Here is a 23,947-nt window from a genome sequence, read left to right as displayed (position 1 = left end):
TCTATGGCGATTATTCGGCGACCTTGTACAGGTTCTTCGAATACCAGTTCTGCTCGACGTTGTTGACGGGCCAGTTCCCTACATCGCTGTCCATCATGTAAACGCCTGCATAGTGATAGATCGGGATTACAGGAGTTTCCTGTGCAATAATCCGCTCTACTTCGGTATAAAGCGGTGCCGGATCGTCCGAAGTTTTGGCTTCGGCCAGCAGCTCATCAACGCGTGCGTTGTTGTACTTTCCGTCGTTGTAACCGGAATCCGATTGCAGCAGATCAAGGAAGGTCGAGGCTTCGTTATAGTCGCCACACCATGCGCCGCGAGCCAGTTCGAAGTTCTGGTTACCGCGCTCTTCCAGGAACACTTTCCATTCCATGTTTGCCAGCTCTGCATTGACGCCCAGCTTCTGTTTCCACATCTGGCTGAGTGCCACGGCCACTTTCTTGTGCGCCTCTGAGGTGTTGTAAACCATCTCAAAGCTCAGCGGATTATCCGGACCATAGCCCGCTCCTGCCAGCAACTCTTTTGCAAGCTCATCGCGCTCAGCCTGGCTCATCGAAGCCATCTCCACGTCAGGAACCGTAAAGTTGGCAGTGGCGGCGGGTGCGAACGTGTAAGCCTGGGGCTGACCACCAGCCATCACCTTTTCAGTAATGATCGCGCGATCCACGGCCAGGGACAGTGCCTGACGGACGTTGGGGTCCTTGAACGCTTCGGGACCGCTGTCAGAGACGTTGAAGGTATAGTAATAGTTGCACAAACGAGGGAAGCTGATGGCTTCATCCGGATGCTCCTGCTGCAGGCGCGGGAACTGACCGGCAGGAACTTCGGTGCGATCCAACTCACCCGCAAGGTAGCGGGTCAGGGCGACATTCTCGTCATTGATGACCAATGCCACAACTTTTTCGATAATGGTGTTGTCATTGTCCCAGTACATCTCGTTGCGCTCACGCACCGAACGTTCCTGTGGCAGATGCTCAGTCAGGACATAGGCGCCGTTCGATACGATGTTTTCCGGCTTAGTCCATGCATCGCCGAATTCTTCAATCACTTTCTGCGGCGCAGGGAAGGTTGTCGAATGCGTGGTCATCTGAGGGAAATAGGGGAGGGGCGTGCTCAGTGTGACTTCTAGAGTGTGGTCGTCAATGGCTTTGACACCCAGATCATCCACTGATTTTTCACCCGCAATGATCTCAGCCGCGTTTTCAATCGACATCAATTCCATGAACCACGCGTAGGGCGATGACAGCTCAGGATCGACAGCACGTTTCCATGCAAAAACGAAGTCACCTGCGGTAACCGGATCTCCGTTTGACCATTTCGCGTTATCGCGGAGGGTAAACGTATACACATCCTTGGTGTCATTGACCGAGTATTCGGTGGCAACGCCGGGGACCAGATTACCATCTTCGTCCTGGTTCATGAGACCTTCGAACAAGTCGCGCACGATTTCGGCGCCCGACACATCTTCAACCACTTGCGGGTCGACCGAGCTGTGCTCATCCAGAATGCGATAGATAAACGTCTGATCATCCGCCAGCGCTTCGCCGGTTTCGGGGTGGGTTCCTGCGGCGATTGCTGCGCCAGTTATGATGGTCGAGGACAACAGTCCCGCCAATGAAGTACGGACAATTTTGTGCATGTGATTACTCCCATTATTATGTGGCGTCGGGCTATCCTGCTATTGCAGCGGATACCCATCTACCTGTGTGTCTCCGACAATTGCCGTGCGTTCACCTTGATCTAGATCGCGGCAGAGTCCAAATTTCAGACCATTTCCATTGGGCAGCGTCGGAAAGCCGATTGCGAAAGTTCTCTTTCACTGCTGCAAAATCTGCTGGTTTTTGGAGAAAGGTAAAGAGTTTTAAGTCGCATTGAAGGCTCAAAGATCGATTGAAACCGTAACGTAAGGGAGCATCGAAAGATTATTCTGAAACGCTTTGCTTTGGTGACATTTTCGTGAAGTCATACAAATTGCAAAGGGCGAATGGGTTTTCGTCAACACGCGCAAATGGCGAATCAGGGCAGAATTCAGGGCTTGAGCGCTGCCTTCAAACGGTCATTTGGAAAACATGTCGGCGCACGGCCTGATGCGGCTTGCCAGCGACCGATCGAACGCCGGGTTTTATATCCAGGCAGACCATCGATGCCGCCGACATCATGACCCTGTTCAACAAGCACTTGCTGCATTGTTACGATATCCGACCGATAGAGGTTGCCGACGTCACCCCAGCGCCCGTGAAAATCGCCGACACCATATTGGATGCGATCGCCGACATGGCCCACAAACAAAGCGTAGAGGTCACTGGTATTATAGTCTTTGAGGACATAAAAATTAGGCGTGACGATGAAAGCCGGACCGCTTTGACCTGCGGGCATCATCAGATAACCTTCGGCAGCCAGTTCGTGCGCTGGAAAAGGTTTGCCAGAAACACGGCTGACGCCCATTGCTGCCCAATCCCTGATAAGACGCCCTTGATCAGGCCCCTCTAGGGCGCATGAAACGGTATTGGGCAGATTAACCTCAAATCCCCAATCGCGATCCGCAATCCATCCGTGCTCTTCAAGATAGGCTCCAATCGACGCAATAGTATCTGCGGCTGAGCCCCAGATGTCCGCCCTGCCATCGCCGTCGCCATCGCGCGCATAAGTCAGAAAATTTGTTGGCATGAATTGTGGCTGACCCAATGCTCCTGCCCAACTGCTCTTTAGCTCTCTTCCTTGCGCATGACCCGCTTCGGCAATTTGCAGTGCTGCGATCAGTTCTGCGGTGAAATAGTCGGCGCGCGTGCTCATGAACCCTTTCGTGCTCAGAACCTGAAATGCATCGTGTCGGATTGGTACCTGACCATATCCACTCTCGCGCCCCCAAATGGCCAGAATGATGCGTGCGGGCACACCGGTTTCAGCTTCAACGCGTGCCAGGGTTTCTGCGTGACGTCTGGCCATTTTACGGCCGACCGACGTGGCGCCCTGTACGGATTCGGCATTAAAATATCGACCCGGCGAGCCAAACTCGGCTTGACGCTGTACCTTTGGTGTTTTTTGAGGGCTGCCCGGCGGCACCAGATCCGGCAGATCCCAATTTAGTTTCACCCCATCAAAAGCTTGCCGAAAAGTTTGCTTGGAAACACCCTTTGCCTTTGCTTGTGGCCAGACGGTTTTTTGCAGCCAGCTCTGAAACTGACGTTCAACAAAAACACGATCCTGCGCCAACAAAGGAGCTGCCAGAACAATCAGGAAGAGAACAGTGAAAACGAAACGCATGGAATCGATCTTGCGCGCCCGTGACGTGGTGTCAACAAGCGCCTTTAGGAGCAAAATTGCAAAAGTCCTTGAGAAAATCCGTGACTCTGTCGATAGTTGCCGGGAACCCCCGCCGTAAGAGGATCATCAGGCGTGACCTTTTCCCGGATGTCTTCGATCGCAGTGTCCGCTCTGGTGACGCTAGTTGCGCTGTTGCTGACAGTGCAGGCAGCTGGGGCAAGTGATAGTTTCATCGACCCACAGGGGCCAATCGCCGAGATCCAAAAAAAGCACCTTCTGCGAGCGACCGCTCTGATTCTGATTGCGGTGATCCCGGTTTTGGTCTTGGTGCCGCTGGTCGCCTATCGGTATCGCCGACGTAAAGGTGGAAACGCATATTACAAACCGCACTGGGATTTCTCTGCAAAGCTTGAGGTATTGATGTGGGGTGTACCGGTGCTGATTGTGGCGATCCTGTCATTCTACCTTTGGAAAACCACATACCGTCTTGATCCCTATACAGCCCCGTTCGGGGAGGAACCTGCCTTGCGGGTGCAGGTGGTTGGCCTCGATTGGAAATGGTTGTTCATCTATCCCGATCTTGGAATCGCTACAGTCGGAGAGTTTGGCATCCCCATCAAAAAGCAGGTCGCGATTACGCTGACGACCGACACAGTGATGCAATCGTTTATGATCCCTGCATTGGCTGGGCAAATCTACGCCATGCCTGGCATGACAACGCAACTGCATGTGGTGGCCGACTCGCCCAATACGATGCAGGGTGAGAACACGCAGTATAATGGTCGCGGGTTCACCAAGCAGAAATTTCTAACGCAGGCTATGCAACCCGTAGATTTCGAGGACTGGGTCGCCAGCGTCCGGGCGCATGGTATTCCGTTGACAGAAGACACGTATCAGACACTGGCCATGCGCACGGATCGGGACGAAGTTCAGGCGGCGTTAGGAACCGAACTCATGCCGCTGAACGCGCTTTATTTTACACTGGAAGAAGGTGATTTGTTCCGCTCGATCCTGCATCGTTATCACAGCGGGGAGCCTCTTGCCCTTGGCCAGCAACCCGGCACCACTGCGTACGGGTCGGAGGCAAAACAATGACTTCAGTCGAGACTGGCATTTTGGGTCGCCTGAGTTGGGATGCGTTGCCGATCACCGGGCTCATCCGGGCGCCCGATGCCAATGAAATCATCGCCAACGCTGCGGCCGGTATAGTGATAGTGGGCGCTTTGACGGTGCTGTTCCTGCTAACGTGGTTTCGCCTTTGGAGCCCTCTCTGGCGGGATTGGCTGACCAGCGCTGATCACAAGAAAATCGGCATCATGTATATCGTCTTTGCCATCGTCATGCTGGCAAGGGGCGTGTTGGAAGGTGTTGTGATGCGGGCCCAACAGGCGGCAGGTCCGGGCGATGGATTTCTGAAGCCCGAACATTTCGCCGAGCTATTCAGCACCCACGGCACCATCATGATCTTCTTCGTTGCCGTCCCCTTTGTCTTTGGAGTGGCAAACTATCTGGTTCCGTTGATGATCGGCGCGCGGGACGTTGCATTTCCGGTTATAAACCAAATCAGCCTTGGCCTGACGGTATCGTCCGGCATGATGTTGATGGTCTCGCTGGTGGTTGGCGAGTTTTCGACCGGAGGTTGGACCGCATATCCGCCTTACACAGGCGCCGCGTTCAATCCCGGCGTCGGGCCGGATTATTGGATTTGGGCCATTGTTGTCTCGGGCGTAGGCACCACTCTCACTGGTATCAATTTTGCCGTCACAATTTACAAGCTGCGTGCACCTGGGATGAAATTCATGCGGTTGCCGATGTATTGCTGGACGATCATCTGTAGCTCAATCCTGATCGTCTTTGCCATGCCGCCCCTAGGCGTGGCGGCGCTGTTGCTGGCCGCTGATCGGTATCTGGATTTCCATTTCTTCACCAATGATCTTGGTGGAAACATGATGAACTATGCCAACCTGTTTTGGCTGTTCGGTCACCCAGAGGTCTATCTGCTGGTCCTGCCTGCTTATGGCATCTATTCCGAAGTCTTTGCCACTTTTTCGGCCAAGCGCCTTTATGGCTATAACTCGCTGGTCATTGCCACGATGTCGATTGCAGTATTGTCTTTCACAGTATGGCTGCATCATTTCTTCACCATGGGCCAAAGCGCGCTGATCAACGCGGTATTCGGCATTGCGACGATGCTGATCGCGATCCCAACCGGTGTGAAAGTCTATGACTGGATGGCCACGCTCTATCGCGGGCGGATACGGTTTTCCGTTCCGATGCTCTATGGTCTAGCCTTTTTGATGCTGTTCGTGATTGGTGGCCTTAGCGGGGTAATTCTGGCCAATCCGACGATTGACTATCAGGTCCACAACACGTTGTTCCTTGTGGCGCATTTCCACAACGTCCTTCTGCCCGGAGTACTGTTTGCGCTGCTCGCGGGCTATAATTACTGGTTCCCGAAAGCCTTCGGTTTTCGCCTCAACGAATTCTGGGGACGCGTCTCGGTCGTCTGCTGGACCGTGGGTTTCTTGCTGACTTTTATGCCGCTTTACTTTGTTGGTTTGATGGGAATGCCGCGCCGGTCCTACAGTTGGGAGGACCCGAGTTTTCACCCCTACATGATCATTGCCGTAATTGGTGCATTGGTCATCACCTGCGGGTTGTTCTCGATCCTCATTCAACTTTGGGTCAGTATCCGCAATCGTGAAAAAACCCGTGCTCCGATAGGTGATCCGTGGGACGGGCGTACACTGGAATGGTCGATTCCGTCTCCGCCACCGCCCTACAACTTTGCCATCATCCCGGAGGTCACCGACCGCGACAACTTTGCCGCCGCCAAAGAGCGCGCTGCAGCTTATCCCAAACCTGAAGCCTATGAAGATATCGAGATGCCGCGCAATACCGGCATCGGATTCATTCTCTGCGTGCTCAGCGGTGTCTGGATGTTCGCGCTGGTTTGGTGGATTTGGTGGCTGGCGCTCCTGATGACGATTACTATCATCCTGGCGATTATCATCTGGAGCTTTGATACCAGCACCGAAATCATCATTCCTGCCGAAGAGGTCCGCAAAGACCATGAAGCTTGGCTGGACCTTGTCCATAGCACTGCAGCAGTGGATCGCGATTATGAAATCGCCCCAGAAAATCGCGGTCTCGCACGCCCGGATATGGAGGTCGTGACATGAGGCGCGCACCCACGCAAAGCTATCCGGGCATCAACCTTGGCGAAGGCCATGCGAGCGCCCACAAAGCCACCGAGGTTGTCACTTTTGGCTTCTGGGTCTTTCTTATGAGCGATCTGGTCTATTTCGGCCTGATGTTCGCGATCTACATCACGATGATTGATGCACAGGCCGGTGGGCCCGGACCACATGAATTGTTTGATCTGAAAAGCATCTTTGCTCAAACCCTGATATTGTTGACGAGCAGTCTGACCGTAGGGCTTGCGATGCTGGCGTTGAAATACAACTTGCCGCGGGCGCGGATCGTTCTGTGGTTTGGAGTAACACTGGTACTGGGGCTTAGCTTTCTGGTTCTGGAGATCCGCGATTTTCTGAACATGGCAGCCCAGGGCGGTATCCCTCAGCGCAGCGGATTTTTGTCGGCTTTCTATGGCCTTGTGCCACTGCACGGGCTGCACGTCGCGTCGGGGTGCCTGTGGCTGATCGTCTTGGGCATTCAGCTAAGAATGTTCGGACTAACTGACTTGCTGATGTCCCGTATGGTGCGACTGGCATTGTTCTGGCACTTCCTTGATCTGATCTGGGTCGGCATCATCACAATTGTCTATTTTGGAGGGCTGACCTATGGATAGACGCGCTGACCTGCACAAGCGAGAGCGTCGCCGATATGTTATCGGATATGGTGGGTCTCTTCTGCTAACGCTGGCGGTCTTCTTAATCGCTCACCGATACGGGATTGAAACCAAAGGGGTATATCTTAGCATCGGCCTGCTGGGCTTGGCACAGTTGGTTGTGCAGTTGGTGTACTTTCTTCATATCGACAGGCGGCGCAGCAGCCGAGAGGATCTGGACCTGATCCTATTCTCAACGCTGGTCTTATTGATTATCATCGGCGGGACGGTCTGGATTCTAGGTAATTTGGCCATTCGGATGCACCTGCAGATGATGTGATCCGCCAAGCCCTGACCCGCTTGTAGCCGCATCAGGAATGGTTCTTCGCACCACCATCATTCGTTCCATAACCGGTGACTCGATTGGTCAGGCCATCAGGACCAATCCTAACCAAAGCGCGATCCAGCACAGAACCAGACTGAGAATTATGTTACCAGCTGCGAACGCGATGGTTCTTTCACGGTTCAACTGCAGTGACTGATAAGCAAAGCTGGAAAACGTTGTGAAGCCACCGCAAAAGCCGAATACCAATCGGTTCTGTTGCTCGCTCATTTCGATTTCCCCGCCGAGATAACCAACCCACAGACCAAGCAACAGGCTGCCTGCCACATTCACGATCAGTGTAGCGTAAGGCAGATCGTGGGTCACCTGAAGCGTCAACCAGTGGCGCAGTACAGCACCTGCTCCTCCTCCCAGCGCAAACATGACGTGCAGATGCAGGTCGTTCATTCTGGATGCCTCCAAGGCAAGTACTTTCGACCCAACGCTTCACCCAAAGCCGCTGCGGCTAAGCCAATTGCGATTTCTGCCCCGAAGGCGGTGATGACGTACCAACCGGTGGTTTCGGCCAAACGCTCCAACTCGGCCACAAATGAAGAAAAAGTAGAAAGGCCTCCGCAAAACCCTACAGCACCCAAGTGCAGCACATGTGCATGAACTTTGTGGCGGATAGAATAAAGCCAGCCAAGGATGAAGCAGGCCACAATGTTAATACCGAACGTCTCTGTCAGAAATGGAGCACCGGGTATCGGCACCGTGAACAGTTCGCGTAGCAGCGAACCCGCAGCACCACCAACAAAGACGGCTGCGTACATCTGGGCACTACGCCTGAGGGCAGGTGCAGTTTGTGACACCTAGATTGATCCCGCTCTTACCTGTGTCTTATCCCGCATATAGATTGCGAATGGACCGATCAACTGCCCTTGCTAACTCAACCGTTACTAACGACAGATTAGCAAGGTCTTGCAAATTCAGTTGAATCTGGTTCACGTTTAAAAACATCTGCCGGGCTTCGAGCCCACGATCCAGCCGAGGATACACAGCTCTTTACGCCACCCAGGGAGGTCAGGGATGATTGTTCGCAGACTATATTATGTGCTCAGCTTTGTGGTCCTGCCACTTACCCTATTGCTGGGGTATTTCTGGTCCCCTGCGAATTGGCTGTTGGTCATTCTGATCCCGTACGCGATTGTAGGAATGTACGATATGCTGACGACCAAGCATAACGTATTGAACAACTATCCCGTTCTCGGCCACTTCCGCTATATGCTGGAATTTGTCAGCCCCGAAATCCGGCAGTATTTTGTGGAAACCAACGAAAGTGGTCGACCTTTCAATCGGATTATCCGCAGTCTGGTCTATTCCCGCGCCAAAGGGCAGGTGGATACGCAGGCATTCGGGACCCAGTACGACATACTGAGTGTCGGTTATCATCGTTCAAACCATTCACTTTCGCCAAAACATGTCGATGAAAGTGAGGAGCGGATTATGCTTGGCGGGCCTCAGTGCGACAAACCCTATAACGCTTCGCGCCTGAATGTTTCAGCGATGAGCTTTGGTGCACTCAGCGCAAATGCGATCCGGGCACTGAACGGTGGCGCTAAGGATGGCGGGTTTGCACATAATACCGGCGAAGGAGGGCTATCCCCGCACCATCTGGCTGAGGGTGGTGACATCATCTGGCAAATCGGAACAGGGTATTTTGGATGTCGCACCGCCGATGGGGGTTTCGACAAGGACAAATTCGCCGAAAAAGCCAAATTGGATGTGGTGAAGGCAATCGAGATTAAGCTTTCACAAGGGGCAAAACCGTCTCATGGAGGGGTATTGCCGGCCGCAAAGGTGGACGAGGAAATCGCGGAAATCCGAGGCGTTCCTGTGCATCAGGATGTAATTTCACCCCCTATACACTCGGCGTTCGATGGGCCGACAGGGTTGATGCAGTTTGTTCAGCATCTGCGGGAAATGTCTGGCGGTAAGCCGATTGGCTTCAAACTGTGCATCGGCCAACCTTCGGAATTCATGGCGATCTGTAAAGCCATGTTGGAAACCGGCATACTGCCCGATTTTATTACCGTTGATGGTGCCGAAGGAGGGACCGGCGCGGCGCCGGTTGAATTTACCAACCGTCTGGGGATGCCCCTGAACGAAGGGTTGATCTTTGTAAACAATTGCCTGCGTGGGATTGGAGTGCGCGACAAGGTGCACGTGATTTGCTCGGGCAAGGTTGCGACGGGTTTCGACATGGTCGAGAAAATGGCCTTGGGTGCTGATATGTGCAACGCGGCGCGGGCGATGATGTTTGCCGTTGGGTGCATTCAAGCACTGCATTGCAATACCAATCGGTGCCCTTCGGGCGTGGCGACGCAGGATCCGATCCGGGGCCGAGCGGTAAACGTGCCGCAGAAACGTCAGCGTGTGCACCGGTTCCATGACGCGACATTGGAAAGCTTCCGCGAGATCTTGGGTGCTATGGGCAAAGCCAAGGTTTCTGAATTGCGACCCAGCGATATCCTCCGTCGCATGGCAGATGAGGGAGAACGATCTTACGCTGAGCTTTACAGCTTTCTGGAAGAAGACGCATTGCTGGGCAAAACCGTGCCGCAGGAATATGCTGCGGACTGGCAGGCAGCTTCGGCCAGCCAGTTCTGACAACCCCTAGCTTGGGCTTGATCGTGGGTTGTTCTGCACGTGAGTATTAATTTTGCGGATACTCCATTCAACCGCATCCCGCATGGTCCGGCCCAAGGCCACATCAAATGCTTCGACTAGATCAGGGGTCTGATCAGTCGTGGCCATTACGTTTTCCCTGAACGAGCTGGAGGCGATAATCTTGTCCTCGTACTCATCGATGATTTTGATGTTGATGCGCACTTCCACGCGCACCGTTTTTGAGTCTCCGGTTTCGCTGACGACTATGCCCTGAAACTCGCGCAAATCGGGTGCAATCACATAATCAGCCCGCAGGCCAACCGTCGATCGCCCCACGGCCGCAACCTTGCCGGAGTTTTCATAGCTTTCAACCATCAGCGCCTGAACGATCAATGGCGCGCGATCCACCCAACGGGCCCGAGGCAGGTATTGAACTTGCAGCAAAGTTGGCTGAACGGCGATCTGATCGGTGTTTACCGCTGCCGTCGCTGTGGGTTCCTCAACAACGATCTGTTTCTGTATGCGCGGCAGCGAAGACGAGAACGTGCTCTTTGGGGTTAGCAAATAGAGATCGTTGGGCTTTGAGGCTTGCCGCAGCGTTCCTAGGCCAGTGCAACCCGTCATTGCGGCCAATATCAGAGACAGTGTTAAGGGCCGTATCATTGACGAAACTCCGATGCTTGGGTGCCTAACAAAAAGCGGGCGGGGTCGCGTTCGACCTTGTCGACCAGTCGGTCGAGACTAATCACCAGACGCTGCGATTCCTCGATGAAGCGGATAAACTGAGGCAAGCCAACGCGCAAGAAATCCGAGACCTGACGGCGGTTATCCTGAACGACGCCATCGATGGTACCCAACAGATCTGACGCCGATTTAGAAGCGCTCAGGACGTCGTCTGATATTTCGTCGATTTTTTCGGTGATGTTCGAGACGGTTTCCGCGACTTGATTGGCTGCCTTACTTACATCGGCTGCGACCGGAGATATATCCTCGTCCATCACGCGATTGGCCGAGTCGAATGCTCGCTCGGCCGAGTCTAGCGCCCCTTTGGCCGAGTTCATCGTGGATGTAACCGATTCAAGGGTCGTGTTTGCGTTCAGAACAGTTTCACTTATCACGCTAAGTGTCAGGCTGCCCTCATCTGACAGTCGTGTCAGCCTTTCGGCAAGGATTGAACCCCGCTCGACAAAGGGTCGAATCTCCTCCTGAATTACGTTTTCAGCGCTTGCAATGGCGGTGTTTGCAGTCTCAAGAGTTGTTTTGGCAGTTTCTGACGTCTCTTTGATGCTCTTGAGCGTATCGGTTCCTGTACTCAACGTTGTTTCGGCCGTGTTCGCCAACGTATCCAATCTCTTGGTGAATTCGCCAACATCTTTAGCGGCACCGCCCAGATCCGACGAAAGCGACTGGAAATCCGTCAGTGTTTTATCCAGTTTGCCCGACGCTTCTGCCAGATTGTTCAGTATATCAGACACCGCCTTGCGATTGTTCTCATCTACAACGGAATTGAGGTTCTCCAGCAGGGTGACCGCCTTTTCCAGAACCTCTGGTGCGCCTTCGAGTAAGGACTGGATTGAGCTGCGCTTGCTTGTGATGACACTATTCTGGGGCAATTTCTGTGCGGTTGGTGATCCACCGGACAACTCAACATATGCCACGCCGGTGACGCCCAGAGACTGCAATTGCGCGATGGTTTCCTTGGTGACGGGGATGCCTGCATCAATCTCAAGCCGAACCCTTACTTTCGAGGGGTCATCTTTGTCCAGATCCAGGGAAATTACCTGTCCCACCGGCAAGCCGTTATAATTCACGCCACCGGCGGCAGACAGGCCCGAGACATTGTCGAACAACACATCATAGTAAGCGTATTGACGGGTTACTTCGAATTTGGCGAGCCATAGGAAGAACCCGAAGGCACCAAGAATGCCCGCCAAGGTGAACGCACCAATCAGGATATAATTCGCTCGGGTCTCCATCGCCTCTACCTGTCCTGCCCCTTCTGTTGTGCCGCACGGGCGCGGGGGCCTGTGAAATATTCCTGAACCCAAGGATGATCGACCTTGGTCATCCCTTCTATCGGACCTTCAACCAGCACACGCTTTTCCGCAAGTACAGCGATGCGGTCACAAATGGCGTATAAACTGTCCAGATCATGCGTCACCATGAACACAGTCAGACCAAGCGCGTGCTGTAGTTCACCAATCAAATCATCATAAGCGGCAGCCCCGATCGGGTCCAACCCAGCAGTTGGTTCGTCCAGAAACACGATTTCGGGATCCAATGACAGGGCGCGGGCCAACGCGGCGCGTTTGCGCATACCCCCGGACAGTTCCGAGGGGAACTTGCTGCAACTTAGCTGAGGTAGTCCGACCAGACTGATCTTAAGCCCCCCAAGCGCGGCCATCAGTTTTTCACTTATGCCGGTATGTTCACGCAGAGGCGCCATCACGTTTTGCAGCACGGTCAGCGAGGAAAACAGCGCTCCGTCCTGAAAGGCGACACCCCAGCTTTTTTCGATGCGCTGACGCTCTTCTTCGGGGCCGTTCAGGACATCAACGCCCAGAACTTCGATGCTGCCCGACTTAGGCTTGTTCAACCCAACGATCGTGCGCAATAGCACCGACTTACCGGTGCCCGAGCCGCCGACCACACCCAGAACTTCACCACGCCAGACATCCAGATCAAGATTGTCATGGACCACTTGTTCTCCAAATTGATTGGTCAGATGGCGCACACGAATAACGGCTTCGCGTTTCGTATCGGATTGGGTTTTGTTTTGCAGCGCGGCCCCATCCATCTCATATCCCCATTTCTGAGAAAAAGATCGAGAACAGCGCGTCTATCGCAATTACCATGAAGATCGATTGCACGACCGAGGCTGTCGTCCGCTGACCAACACTTTCCGATGAACCTTTGACCTGCATGGCTTGCCAGCAAGCAATAACTCCGATCACCAACGCGAAGAAAGGAGCTTTGATCATTCCAACGGCAAGTTGTGCCACCCCAGTATTTTCCTTCAACCGGGTCAGGAACATGCCAGGGCTCACTCCAAGGTCGATCCAACTCATCAAAGCGCCACCGATTAAACCTGCCATGTCGGCCACAAAGCCCAGGATTGGCAGCATGATAAGCAAGGCTACGACACGCGGGATGACGAGAACTTCGATCGGGTCAAGCCCGAGTGTCCGCATCGCATCAATTTCTTCCTGCACCTTCATGGAGCCGATTGAGGCGGTAAAGGCCGATCCAGAACGGCCTGCGACTATAATCGCGGTTAGCAGGATACCCAGCTCTCGCAGGATAGAGATTGAGATCAGCTCCACTACAAAGATCTCGGCCCCAAACTGTTTTAACTGAGTCGCACCCTGGAACGCTAAGACAACCCCAATCAAAAAGCCCATCAAGGAAACGATCGGCAGAGCTTTGAAGCCGACCTGCTCCATCTGCGAGAACAAAGCAGCACGCCGCAACCGCCAGGGCATGATCAAAGTTCGAACCAAGCGATGCAGGGTAAGGCCCAGGAAACCGACGATCGACAACGTGTCCTGCCAGGCACCAAAAGTCCTTTGACCGACCCGGGCAACCCAGTTCACAAAACCCTGCGGCGGCAGCTCCTCTCCGGCCGCATCGGGTAAGTTGTGCGATACCGTCTCGATCAACGAAGAATGCGCTGGGGCCACTCCTTCAAGCCGAACCTGGGCCCCATTGGAACTCATCCGTCGTACGAGGTTGGCAACAAGCCATGCCCCTCCGGTATCCAAAGACTCGACTTGTGACATGTCTATCGTAGCATCTTGCCCGTTGGGCATAAGAGTCGCAAAATCCCCTTCAACACGATCCAACGATTGCGTGCGCAAGTCCCCCGATATCCGTATGCAAACGCCGGTTGCGCTCGTCTCAGAATTTATCGTCGGCCGTGTCATAGCCGTATGTGATGGCAAACACTTGGGACCTGCAATGGATTTGTTCAAACAAGCTAAGATTTTACCCTCACGCATGGCGAGTGTGCGACAGTGAAATTCGGGGCGAAGATTGCTAAAGAAACAGTGCAATTGGTCGAAACCCGTCATTTGAATACCAAGATTCTGCTGGCCAAACCTCAAAGGATATTGATAGGCGCGCGGGAGCAAAACAGGTTAATATTCAGATAATTATGGACAAATATCCTTCTTGAGGTATCGTGTGCTGGAATTTCAAGTTGTGGTTGAGTTTGTCGAACGTGCGGCTTGGTCGGCAAATAGATTAGCTTGCAGGGCGCATTTCTGCCTCGCCACCGACGCTTGCACCACATGCCTATTGCGCACGAACTGAGAGGTGGATGATGGTCGATTGGTTGGTGAATATTCTACAGAATTATCCTGAGTTGGCGGTATTTTTGTCGATCGGTATCGGTTTCTTAGTCGGCCCGTGGAAGGTGATGGGATTCAGCCTGGGCACAGTCACCGCAACTTTGCTGGCGGCTGTGGTGATTGGGCAAGCCCAGATTGACATCGACTCGGCCGTTAAATCGACATTCTTCATTATGTTTATATTTGCCGTGGGCTACGGTGTCGGACCGCAGTTCATTCGCGGTTTGAAGGCAGACGGCGCGCGCGAGGTGCTCTTTGCGCTCAGCGTGCTCGCGCTTTGCCTTGTTATTCCGATCATCGCAGCCAAGGTGGCGGGGCTGGAGCTTGGCTATGCAGCAGGGCTTTATGCCGGATCGCAGACGATTTCGGCGGCGATTGGAGTCGCCACTGACCAGATCGGTCAGCTGGGCCTGTCTGCGGAACAGGCCAAGACCTATGCTAACCAGATTCCGATCGCCTATGCGGTGACCTACATCTACGGCACTATCGGGTCGGCCATCATTCTGGCCAAGATCGGCCCGCGCCTGATCGGCGTCGATCTGGTCGCGGCCTGCAAGGAGTATGAGGCCAAGCTGGGTGGCACGACATCGGTGGAAACCGGTGATGGCATCGTCTCAGCTTATCGCGCGATCGAGGCGCGGGCCTTCGAGATCCCAGAAGGTAGCGATCTGCTGGGGCAACCGGTCAAAAACCTGATGCCCGGTATCCGCATCTATGCCGAACGCCTTAGACGCGACGGGAAGATCATTGAGGTAGACGATAACACCGTATTGCAGGTCGGAGATATCGTGATGTTCTCAGGCCGCCGCGCTGATCTGGTGGGGTTGCTTGAGACCAACCTCACAGAAGCTGATGCGCCTGATCTACTGAGTATTCCATCGGAAAAGCTGGATGTGCTGATCACCAGCAAAGAGGTGCATAACAAGACGCTTGAAGAACTAAGCAAATTGTCGATCGCGCGGGGCATTTATGTCTCGAAACTGATGCGCAACATGCAGGATTTGCCGCTGCTGCCAGGCACCGTTGTGCATCGAGGTGACATCGTCACAATTCAGGGCAGCAAGCGGCACGTTGAGGCCGCAATTGCCCAGATCGGCTATGCAGACCGCCCGGTAGATACCACGGATCTGGCCTTTGTGGGTTGGGGCATATTCATCGGTGGGATCATCGGAACTCTGTCAGTCATAATGGGTGGTTTTCCGATCAGCCTTTCCACCACCGGAGGCGCGCTACTGGCCGGGCTGGTGCTGGGCTGGCTGCGCACTGTCCATCCGACATTTGGCCGAATACCTGGCCCGGCGCTCTGGTTGATGAACACGCTGGGTCTGAACGTCTTTATCGCGGTGATCGGGATCACCGCAGGGCCGGGATTTGTCGCGGGGCTGCAACAGGCTGGTATTGCGCTGTTGCTGTGGGGGATCGTCGCAACTTCGCTGCCGATGATTTTTGCGGTCTATGTCGGACATTACGTGTTCAAGTTTCACCCTGCGATCTTGTTCGGCGCCTGTGCCGGCGCTCGGACCACCACAGCTGCATTGGGTATGATCCAAGAAGCCGCGCAAAGTCGCATCCCGGCGCTGGGTTACGGAATGCCGTATGCGATAGGGAACACATTGCTGACCATCTTCGGTATGGTCGTCGTTTTGATCTTAAGCTGATTTGAAGAGGTTCACGGTATGGATAGAGTAACGCTGCACGACTACGAAGCACTCAGCCCGTTTCAGATCAAAGATGAGCTGATCAAACTGGCATCGGCTGAGGCGCACAAGGCCAACAGCGCCTTTCTGAATGCAGGACGAGGCAATCCCAACTGGGTCGCCACCCGCCCACGCGAAGCGTTCTTTGCCCTTGGTCAATTTGCAATAACTGAATCCAAACGCGTGATGGACCATCCTGCTGGTTTAGGCGGAATGCCTGCGCAGAAAGGCTGCCATGAACGGCTGCAGAGTTGGGCGTCTGATCATTCTGAAACACCGGGTGTCGACACGCTGCTTGAGGTCGTGGCGCATGCCATTTCCGCACTTGATTTCGATGCGAATGAATTTGTGCATGAGCTGACGGATTCGATCATCGGTGACAACTATCCGGTCCCCGACCGCATTCTGAAACACAATGCCGCCATCGCCCATGAGTACCTGATGTGGTCCATGTGCCGGGGTCACCGGCCTGACGCTCAGTTCGATCTGTTCGCAGTCGAAGGCGGTACGGCGGCGATGTGCTACATCTTCAAGTCTCTGAAAGCCAATCGGCTGCTGAACCCCGGCGATACCATTGCGCTATGCACACCGATATTCACCCCCTATCTGGAAATGCCAGAGCTGGAGGACTACAGCCTTGAATCTGTCCATGTGGAGACCGACGAGGAAGACGGGTTCCAACTGACTGACCACGCTGTGGGAAAGTTGAAAGATCCCAAAGTAAAGGCGTTCTTTCTGGTCAATCCCGGCAATCCGTCTTCAGTTGCGCTCAGCACCGCTTCGTTGCGCAAGTTGGCGGATTTAGTGGAAAATCAACGTCCTGACTTGATCGTGCTGACAGATGATGTCTACGGCACCTTTGTGCATGATTTTACCTCGGTCATGGGCCATCTGCCGCGCAATACGATCGGAGTATATTCCTATTCGAAGTATTTTGGCTGCACCGGCTGGCGGCTTGGAGTGATTGCCGTAGCGCAAGACAATATCTTCGATCTGAAACTGGCGGATCATCCGGACGAGATCAAACAGGCCTTGGACAAGCGCTATGGCACACTCAGCCTGACGCCACGGGATATCCGCTTTATTGACCGGTTAGTGGCCGATAGTCGCGATGTCGCTCTAAACCACACAGCGGGTCTATCACTGCCGCAGCAGGTTATGATGACTCTGTTTTCGCTGTGCGAATTGGTCGATAGCAAGAAAATCTATCAGACCGCCTGCATGGAACTGGTTCATCGCCGTTTTAAACTCCTGACCGAAGCGATGGGGATCGAGGTGCAGGCAGGTGAGCACTACGACGCATATTACGGCATCATCGATTTTGAATACTGGCTGCGAAAATATGTCGGCGAAGATGTCGTGGCTTGGATTAAACAGAATGTTCACCCGTTGGATATCGCGTTCAAGTTGGCCGAAGACTATGGCATCGTTTTGCTAAACGGCAGCGGATTTGATGCACCCGGATGGTCGGCCCGCGTGTCCTTCGCAAACCTGCCGGATGAAGCCTATTCGCAGATCGGAATAGCTGTTCGATCGGTTGCGCGGGGCTACGTGCAGGCCTACCGCGCCGCGAACAATTTGCCGCTGCATGGCTAGATCAAATTCCCTACACCTGTGCCTGAACTGGTGTTACCCATAGGCGCAGGGGAGGATGAATTTGGAGATATCTGAACAACGCATTAAGGCGATGACAACGGCTGGCCTGAACCTGATCGGGCAAGCGCTGTCGATCTATGACAGTCAGTTGCGCCTTGTAGTCAGCAATTTGAGATTTCAGGAAATGTTCGGATTGCCGGATGAGCTTGTCGAACCAGGTGCATTGTTCCACGACACCATTCACTTTCTCGCCAGCCGTGGCGAGTACGGCCCGGACGGTGATGTCGCCGAAATGGTTGAGACCCGCGTTGCTCAGGCGTTGGCGTTCGAGCCACACTACATGGAGCGTACTCGACCCAATGGCCAAGTGATCTCGGTCGAAGGTGCGCCCTTGCCGAATGGTGGTTGGGTGGCTGTTTACACAGACATTACGCGCACAAAGCGGGTGGAAGATTTGCTGCGAGCCCGCTCAGAAGAACTGTCCGGCCAACTTTTAGGACACGCCGAAGAGCTTTCGGCAACAAACCGGAAACTGGCTGCAACGATTACGGCGCTTGAAGAGGCTAAGCGCCAGTTGACCGAGATCGAGGCGCGCACGCGGATGACAACCGAGATGATGCCGGCTCATATCGCGCATCTGGATACTGATGGACGATACGATTACTCAAACCGCCGCCTCAGTTCGGTTATGCCCGGCCGCCCGTCTGACATTCTGGGCCTTCACATATCAAAGGCCTTGGGGCAATCGGCCTATGATCGGGTAAAACCGCATCTGGAACAGGCGTATGGCGGCCAACCATCGGTTTTTGAGTTTACCGAGGATCAGGATTCGCGCCGCATTCGCGTGTCCTTCACGCCAGACGAAGCTGGTGGCGTTTATGTCATGTCGGTGGATATTACCGAAGAGACACAAGCTCGTGTCGCCCTTCAGCAAACACGACGCAGAGCGATGGCGGCGCAAATGACAAGTGGGCTCGCGCACGATTTTTCGAATTTATTGACCATAATACTTGGCATGCAGGCGCGTCTGGAGAAGATGGATTTGCCTAAAGAAGCAGACCAACTGATCGCCGCCACGCAGCAGACCGCACGGCGAGGCGGGCAATTGTTGAACCGCATCGCAGACATGACTGGCAATCGCACACCACAACCACAGGCGACGGATATGCGCGGGCTACTCGAGGATTTGCGCATTCTGGCCACACCTTCCTTACCGCGTGGAATGGGACTGTCGGTCGTAAATACTCTGCCCAACAAGCCGTTGATGCTTGATCCAGGTATGGTGCAGGATGCTCTGCTAAATCTCGTGCTGAATGCCCGAGACGCCTGTGGTACGTCCGGTCAAATTACCATCAGTGTGCATGCGATCGGAACCATTTGGATCGAGATTACGGTCTCGGACACGGGGTCAGGCTTTACTCCGGAGGCGCTGGAGCAAGCATTAAATCCGTTCTTTACCACCAAAGGCAGCGATGGATCGGGGCTGGGGCTTCCGATGGTTTATGACACCGTAAAGCTCGCCGGGGGCGATCTGAATTTACGGAACACTCCTTCTGGTGCATCGGTCGTAATTCGCCTGCCTTTCCGACCAGCGCCGCCCTCTCAGGCGGGTCTTGTACTTTTGGTTGAGGACAACGATGAATTGCGCAGCCAATTTCGGGAAATTCTGATTGGATTGGGCTGTCCCGTCATCGAAGCGAGCTCGGTTGAAGAAGCACTTACTTTGACGTCCGATGTTGAAGATATCACGCTGGTGCTATCAGACATCCGGCTTGAGGGTGAAGGCACCGGTATCGATATCGTCGACCATCTGAGTGGTGCTTTGCCTTGCATCTTGATGACATCCCTACCGATTTCCGATCCGTTGCATCATCAAGCGCTGAAACGCGCGCCTGTCCTGAGCAAACCTTTCACACCAGAGCAGCTCTCCGCTCTGATCCGTACCGAGGCCGCGTAGATGACACAACCATTGGTGACCATTCTTGATGATGAACCCGAAATACGTCACATTTTGACAGGCGCTCTCGAAGATGCGGGTTTTCGAACCCAAAGCTTTGCGCGCGCGCGCGAATTCGAAGCGTCGTTGAAGCGGGTCACGCCAGATGTCTGCCTTGTAGATTTGTCGCTCCCTGATACTGATGGACTGGCACTGGTACATCGCCTTGCGCTCGAGCAGGGGGCCGCTGTCATTATCATCTCGGGCCGGGCACAGGTGCAGGATCGAGTGACAGGGCTCGAACTTGGGGCGGACGATTACATAACCAAACCTTTCGACCCCGCAGAGGTCATCGCGCGTGTTCGCGCCCGCTTACGGTCTACTGGTCCTGCCGTGCAAAACTCAGATGCCGCCGAATTCAACGGATGGACCGCGCATTTTGACCGATATGTTCTGATTGATGAAAATGGTGCGGAAACACCATTCAGCCACGCCGAAGGTGAGGTTCTGCGCCTCTTCCTCGAAAGTCCCAAACGCCTTATCAGTCGGGCCCGTATGCAAGAGATTTTAGGTGGTGGCGCTGGTGACAGCTTTGAAAGAGCGATGGATGTACGTATCTCACGGTTGCGGACAAAATTGGGAGAGGACCCCAAAAATCCGCGCCTGATCAAAACTATCTACGGGGCAGGGTACATCTTTCTAGGCGACGTTGCCTGGCGATGAGCATCCCTTTTAAACAATTGTCAATTTACCGCCACGACGAATGAGCCAGCATTTCTTGAGACGAGAGCTCATTCGCGAAGGGCCTGGTCCTTGATCTTCAATACCGGTTGGATCAGGTAATCCAGCACCGTTTTTCGACCCGCAAGGATATCAACTTCCGCGATCATTCCGGGTATGATCTCGACCGCCATACCAGATCCGTCCAGCATGGTGTCCGAGGTCTGAATTTCAACTGCAAAGACCTCTTCTTCACTCCTGTCAGTACGCGTTACTGCGTCAGCTCCAATGCGAATGATCTCACCGTCTAAGCTGCCGTATCGAGAATAGTCGTAGGCCGTAATCTTCATCTTAACCTGTTGTCCTGCATGCAAAAATGCGATGTCATCGGGGCGAATGTAAGCTTCCACCAACAATCCGTCGTCCAATGGCACGATTTCGATCAATTCTTCACCGCTGCGCGCCAAACCTCCGATTGTCTTACTGTGGATGCGATTTACAATGCCTCGAACCGGAGCACGAATCTGCGCGCGCGACACCCGGTCGCGAAGCGAGGGCAGGGCAGGTTGCAACGCCGACAGCTCAGCCGTAACCAATGCCAAATCCGTAAGTGCAGTGCTGCGAAATCTGCTGCGCGTAGCGCTTACTTTTTCATCTATTTCGTTAAGACCGGCCTTAAGGCGGCTTATCACCGCCTCAGCCCTGGTCTTTCGGCCAGTCCATTCTGCCTCACTCCGACGCAATGCAAGCAATGTAGTTACAGGTTCCATGCGTTGCTCAACCAGAGGCTCCATCATTGCGCGCTCTTCAGCCAGAACATTCAATGTTTCCACTGTTGTAATCTGATCCACCAAACCCTCTTCGTACTCGCGCTGTCTTTGTTCGTGTTGTCTCGTCAGAATTGCAATCTCGGAGGCAAGTTCAGCTTGCCTCCCCCGATACAGCGCTGTTTCTGATCGTACGACGCTTGGAGCTTCGCTCAACAAAGGTTCGCCAAACTGCAGATCACTCCCGTCTATTTCCGCCTGCAGTCGCTGGGCACGCGCCATTAAAGCATATGCGCGTTGTTGTTCCTGAATTAACTCACGTTCAATCTGGTTACTGTCGAGTTCCATCAACAACGCTCCGGCTTCGACCAGCTGCCCTTCATATGCATGCAGAGATTGCAGGACCCCCGGCTCGGTGGCTTCAATAACCTGAATGTCTCCGGAGGGTACTATGCGGCCATCGGCGCGTACAACATCGTCCAACTCTGTAAAATTTGCCCACGCAACCGCGGTGATGATGCATCCCACTATCAGGAACAGTAACACGGATCCCCGGAGCGGTGCCTGCCCTTGCATTTCGCGCGCGAGCTGTTTGAGTTCAGGATGCCGCGACATTCAGATGCCTCCCGGGATTGCGAACATGTTGCTCAAGAACGCCTTTGGGTCCATCCATGCCGACCTTGCCATCCTCAATCACGATCACGCGGTCCACCAGTTCCAACAAACTTGTACGATGTGTCACGATAACCATCGTGGTGTGTTGCGTTGCAGATTTTAACCTTTTGATTGTCTCCGCCTCGGATTTGATATCCATGGCACTTGTCGGTTCATCCAACACCAACACCGGGGGGCGGCCGATGAGCGCCCGAGCCAGAGCAACTGATTGTCTCTGACCGCCTGACAGGCCTTCACCACGCTCGGCGATTTGTTGGTCGTAACCGAGCGGGTGCTTGGCGGTGAAATCCTCAACCCCCGCTACCTGACCAGCGCGGATTACATCGCTATCGTGCGGACGCATCATACCGCTGGCAATATTGTCCCTGATTGAACCAGAGAACAGCCAAATATCTTGCAGGATCGAGCCAACGTTGTGACGCAATTCTCCGGGATCGATTTGACGGATGTCCAGCCCATCGAGCATTACAGATCCCACGCGCGGCTGATATAATCCCAGCAGCAATCGCGCGATCGTACTCTTGCCTGATCCAATTTGGCCAAGGATCGCTACCTTTTCACCCGGTTCGATGGTGAAGGAAACACCCTTTAGCGTATCGTCAGTTTGCTCGGGGTAAGTAAAATAGACATTGTTAAACGCGATGCGCCCGGAAATCTCGGGTCTGCTCACCCATGACCGGCCCTGCGGCCGTTCGTTATCTGCCTGCATAAGCTTATCGAGATTGCGAAAAGCACTACGCGCATGATTGATGCGCGTAAGTGTCTGAGCCAACTGGCCCAATGGCGCCAAAGCCCGTCCAGTCAGCATAACTGATGCCACAAGCGCACCCATGCTGGTTTGGCCATCTGCAATAAGAAATACGCCGTAGAACACAATCAACACTTGCGCGGCTTGTTGAGTAAGCCCGGTCAGGTTCAGTGCGAATTGGGTAATGGCGCGACTACGCGCCCCATGCTCCGACTGGCGCACGATTGCATTCTCCCAGCGTGTTCGCATTTTCCGACCTGCAGCTGTGGTCTTGATCGTCTCAAGACCAGTTGCTGTCTCGACCAGTACAGATTGCTTTGACTGTCCATCGGCAAAGCTATTTTCCGCCAGCCGTGACAACATTGGTTGGACAGCTAATCCGCTCAGCAAAACAACCGGTACGGCAAGTGCTGGAACTAGCGCCAATGGCCCCCCGACGAGGTAGATGGTAAGGATAAAGACGGCGATGAACGGCAAGTCTACAACTGCGACCAAAGTGGCCGAAGTAAAGAACTCACGCAGGGTTTCGAATTCTCTTATCGTGCTGGCCATTTCACCGACTGAACCTGGCCGTGCGGTCATGCGGATATTAAGCATCTGGTCGAAGATGCTCCGCCCCATGAACATGTCGGCTTGTTGTCCGGCGCGGTCAATGAAACCGGCGCGCAAGAGTTTAAGCGCAAAGTCGAATATCAATGCCAAGCACACGCCGAAAGTTAGAGCTAGGAGAGACTCCGTTGCTTCGTTCGGCAACACCCGGTCGTAGACAATCATTATGAAAACTGAAGTCGTCAGCCCCAGAATATTCGCCATCGCAGCCGCCAACGCGACCTGAAAGTAGGACCAACGATTCACCGCGAGCGCGGACCAGAACCAGTGCCCTTCGTGCCTCGCGTCAGAGGTGCCGACCTCGTCATCGTGCGACCGTCGAAAAAGTAAGGCATAGCCTGTATATGCTTCCTGAAAGTCTCCCTCAGAAATCTCTCCGACGCCATCGCCTAACGCTGGATCAAAGAGTAAGAGATCACCCGATTGCGAGCGGCCATGATAAACGACGGCACGATCATCACTCAACAACAGGATCGCTGGCGCCAGTGTTGCGTCAAATGCGTTGATTTTTTGCGCTCCAAAACCAACTTGCATCCCGGCATTTTGCGCCAAGGTTATCGCGTCGCGAACGGTTAGATCATCCGCCTCACCCGACCGTGCGGCAGACAGTGTCGAAATTGTCAAAGTGCGTTCGAGCGTGGCTGCTACATTTAACAAGCAAGATTCTAGCGGCGTTATAGAACCATGAGTAATTTTCATGTGAGCCTACCCCAATAGTTTAGTTTGACGATCAACAGATCAATCGAATTTACGGATCGGCTCGCAGTTGTTACCCGCTTTTCACAATTTAGGTTTGGCGCTACT

19 protein-coding genes are annotated in these 23,947 nt (G+C 53.9%); 9 read left to right on the top strand and 10 right to left on the bottom strand.

Annotation, left to right across the window (positions count from 1 at the left end):
• Positions 1–10: 10 nt before the first annotated feature.
• Positions 11–1,639, bottom strand: a complete 1,629-nt coding sequence (locus G7G_RS0111195; RefSeq protein WP_010441492.1) for a peptide ABC transporter substrate-binding protein — start codon at positions 1,637–1,639, stop codon at positions 11–13.
• 389 nt (positions 1,640–2,028) lie between these two features.
• A complete protein-coding gene (locus tag G7G_RS0111190) occupies positions 2,029–3,264 on the bottom strand; it encodes a lytic murein transglycosylase (protein ID WP_010441490.1) in 1,236 nt (411 codons plus the stop codon).
• Positions 3,265–3,396: 132 nt separating this feature from the next.
• On the opposite strand from G7G_RS0111190, the gene G7G_RS0111185 reads away from it, so the two are divergent.
• From G7G_RS0111185 to G7G_RS0111170, 4 genes are read left to right on the top strand one after another with little or no spacing between them, the layout of a single operon-like run.
• On the top strand, positions 3,397–4,359 hold the full coding sequence (locus tag G7G_RS0111185; RefSeq protein ID WP_010441488.1) for a cytochrome ubiquinol oxidase subunit II family protein: 963 nt from the start codon (positions 3,397–3,399) through the stop codon (positions 4,357–4,359).
• Entirely contained in the window at positions 4,356–6,446 is a 2,091-nt protein-coding gene (locus G7G_RS22950; RefSeq protein WP_010441486.1) for a cbb3-type cytochrome c oxidase subunit I, read from the top strand. Before G7G_RS0111185 ends, G7G_RS22950 begins: the two co-directional genes overlap by 4 nt.
• Positions 6,443–7,075, top strand: coding sequence for a cytochrome c oxidase subunit 3 (locus G7G_RS0111175; protein WP_010441483.1), 633 nt, complete (start codon positions 6,443–6,445; stop codon positions 7,073–7,075). The genes G7G_RS22950 and G7G_RS0111175 overlap by 4 nt, the downstream gene beginning before the upstream one ends.
• Positions 7,068–7,394, top strand: a complete 327-nt coding sequence (locus G7G_RS0111170; protein WP_010441481.1) for a cytochrome o ubiquinol oxidase subunit IV — start codon at positions 7,068–7,070, stop codon at positions 7,392–7,394. The genes G7G_RS0111175 and G7G_RS0111170 overlap by 8 nt, the downstream gene beginning before the upstream one ends.
• A gap of 87 nt (positions 7,395–7,481) precedes the next feature.
• Here the strand turns inward: G7G_RS0111170 and crcB are convergent, their stop codons facing one another.
• A complete protein-coding gene (gene crcB / locus G7G_RS0111165) occupies positions 7,482–7,844 on the bottom strand; it encodes a fluoride efflux transporter CrcB (protein ID WP_010441479.1) in 363 nt (120 codons plus the stop codon).
• On the bottom strand, positions 7,841–8,209 hold the full coding sequence (locus G7G_RS0111160; RefSeq protein ID WP_010441477.1) for a fluoride efflux transporter FluC: 369 nt from the start codon (positions 8,207–8,209) through the stop codon (positions 7,841–7,843). The genes crcB and G7G_RS0111160 overlap by 4 nt, the downstream gene beginning before the upstream one ends.
• A gap of 256 nt (positions 8,210–8,465) precedes the next feature.
• Here G7G_RS0111160 and G7G_RS0111155 point away from each other — a divergent pair, with 256 nt between their 5' ends.
• Positions 8,466–10,046 carry an FMN-binding glutamate synthase family protein gene (locus G7G_RS0111155; protein ID WP_010441475.1) on the top strand — a complete coding sequence of 527 codons (1,581 nt, stop codon included), beginning with the start codon at positions 8,466–8,468 and terminating at the stop codon, positions 10,044–10,046.
• Between the two features lie 6 nt (positions 10,047–10,052).
• Here the strand turns inward: G7G_RS0111155 and G7G_RS0111150 are convergent, their stop codons facing one another.
• From G7G_RS0111150 to G7G_RS0111135, 4 genes are read right to left on the bottom strand one after another with little or no spacing between them, the layout of a single operon-like run.
• Complete coding sequence (locus G7G_RS0111150) at positions 10,053–10,709, bottom strand: ABC-type transport auxiliary lipoprotein family protein (protein WP_010441473.1); 657 nt, start codon at positions 10,707–10,709, stop codon at positions 10,053–10,055.
• Entirely contained in the window at positions 10,706–12,022 is a 1,317-nt protein-coding gene (locus G7G_RS0111145; RefSeq protein WP_010441472.1) for an MlaD family protein, read from the bottom strand. The genes G7G_RS0111150 and G7G_RS0111145 overlap by 4 nt, the downstream gene beginning before the upstream one ends.
• A gap of 5 nt (positions 12,023–12,027) precedes the next feature.
• Positions 12,028–12,843, bottom strand: a complete 816-nt coding sequence (locus tag G7G_RS0111140; RefSeq protein ID WP_010441468.1) for an ABC transporter ATP-binding protein — start codon at positions 12,841–12,843, stop codon at positions 12,028–12,030.
• A 1-nt stretch (position 12,844) separates the two neighbouring features.
• Positions 12,845–13,969, bottom strand: a complete 1,125-nt coding sequence (locus G7G_RS0111135) for an ABC transporter permease (RefSeq protein WP_029621934.1) — start codon at positions 13,967–13,969, stop codon at positions 12,845–12,847.
• A 398-nt stretch (positions 13,970–14,367) separates the two neighbouring features.
• Between G7G_RS0111135 and aspT the strand changes: the two genes are divergently transcribed.
• The 4 genes from aspT to G7G_RS0111115 all read left to right on the top strand — a co-directional run bounded on the left by aspT (position 14,368) and on the right by G7G_RS0111115 (position 20,347).
• Complete coding sequence (aspT, locus tag G7G_RS0111130; protein ID WP_029621933.1) at positions 14,368–16,053, top strand: aspartate-alanine antiporter; 1,686 nt, start codon at positions 14,368–14,370, stop codon at positions 16,051–16,053.
• An 18-nt stretch (positions 16,054–16,071) separates the two neighbouring features.
• Positions 16,072–17,688: a bifunctional aspartate transaminase/aspartate 4-decarboxylase gene (locus G7G_RS0111125; protein WP_010441465.1), complete on the top strand. Its 1,617-nt coding sequence runs from the start codon at positions 16,072–16,074 to the stop codon at positions 17,686–17,688.
• 91 nt (positions 17,689–17,779) lie between these two features.
• Positions 17,780–19,645, top strand: coding sequence for a PAS-domain containing protein (locus G7G_RS0111120; protein WP_120981230.1), 1,866 nt, complete (start codon positions 17,780–17,782; stop codon positions 19,643–19,645).
• Positions 19,646–20,347 (top strand): response regulator transcription factor, encoded by a 702-nt coding sequence (locus tag G7G_RS0111115; protein ID WP_010441461.1) that lies wholly within the window; start codon positions 19,646–19,648, stop codon positions 20,345–20,347. It abuts the gene before it with no gap.
• A gap of 68 nt (positions 20,348–20,415) precedes the next feature.
• On the opposite strand, the gene G7G_RS0111110 is transcribed toward G7G_RS0111115, so the two are convergent.
• Positions 20,416–21,726, bottom strand: a complete 1,311-nt coding sequence (locus G7G_RS0111110) for an HlyD family type I secretion periplasmic adaptor subunit (protein WP_010441459.1) — start codon at positions 21,724–21,726, stop codon at positions 20,416–20,418.
• Positions 21,710–23,842, bottom strand: a complete 2,133-nt coding sequence (locus tag G7G_RS0111105) for a type I secretion system permease/ATPase (protein ID WP_010441458.1) — start codon at positions 23,840–23,842, stop codon at positions 21,710–21,712. The genes G7G_RS0111110 and G7G_RS0111105 overlap by 17 nt, the downstream gene beginning before the upstream one ends.
• Between the last annotated feature and the right edge of the window lie 105 nt (positions 23,843–23,947).

The sequence above is a fragment of the Ruegeria conchae genome (assembly GCF_000192475.1).
Taxonomy (GTDB): Bacteria; Pseudomonadota; Alphaproteobacteria; order Rhodobacterales; family Rhodobacteraceae; genus Ruegeria; species Ruegeria conchae.
Note: the sequence above shows the minus strand (reverse complement) of the source record. Positions and strands in the feature narration are given on the sequence as shown.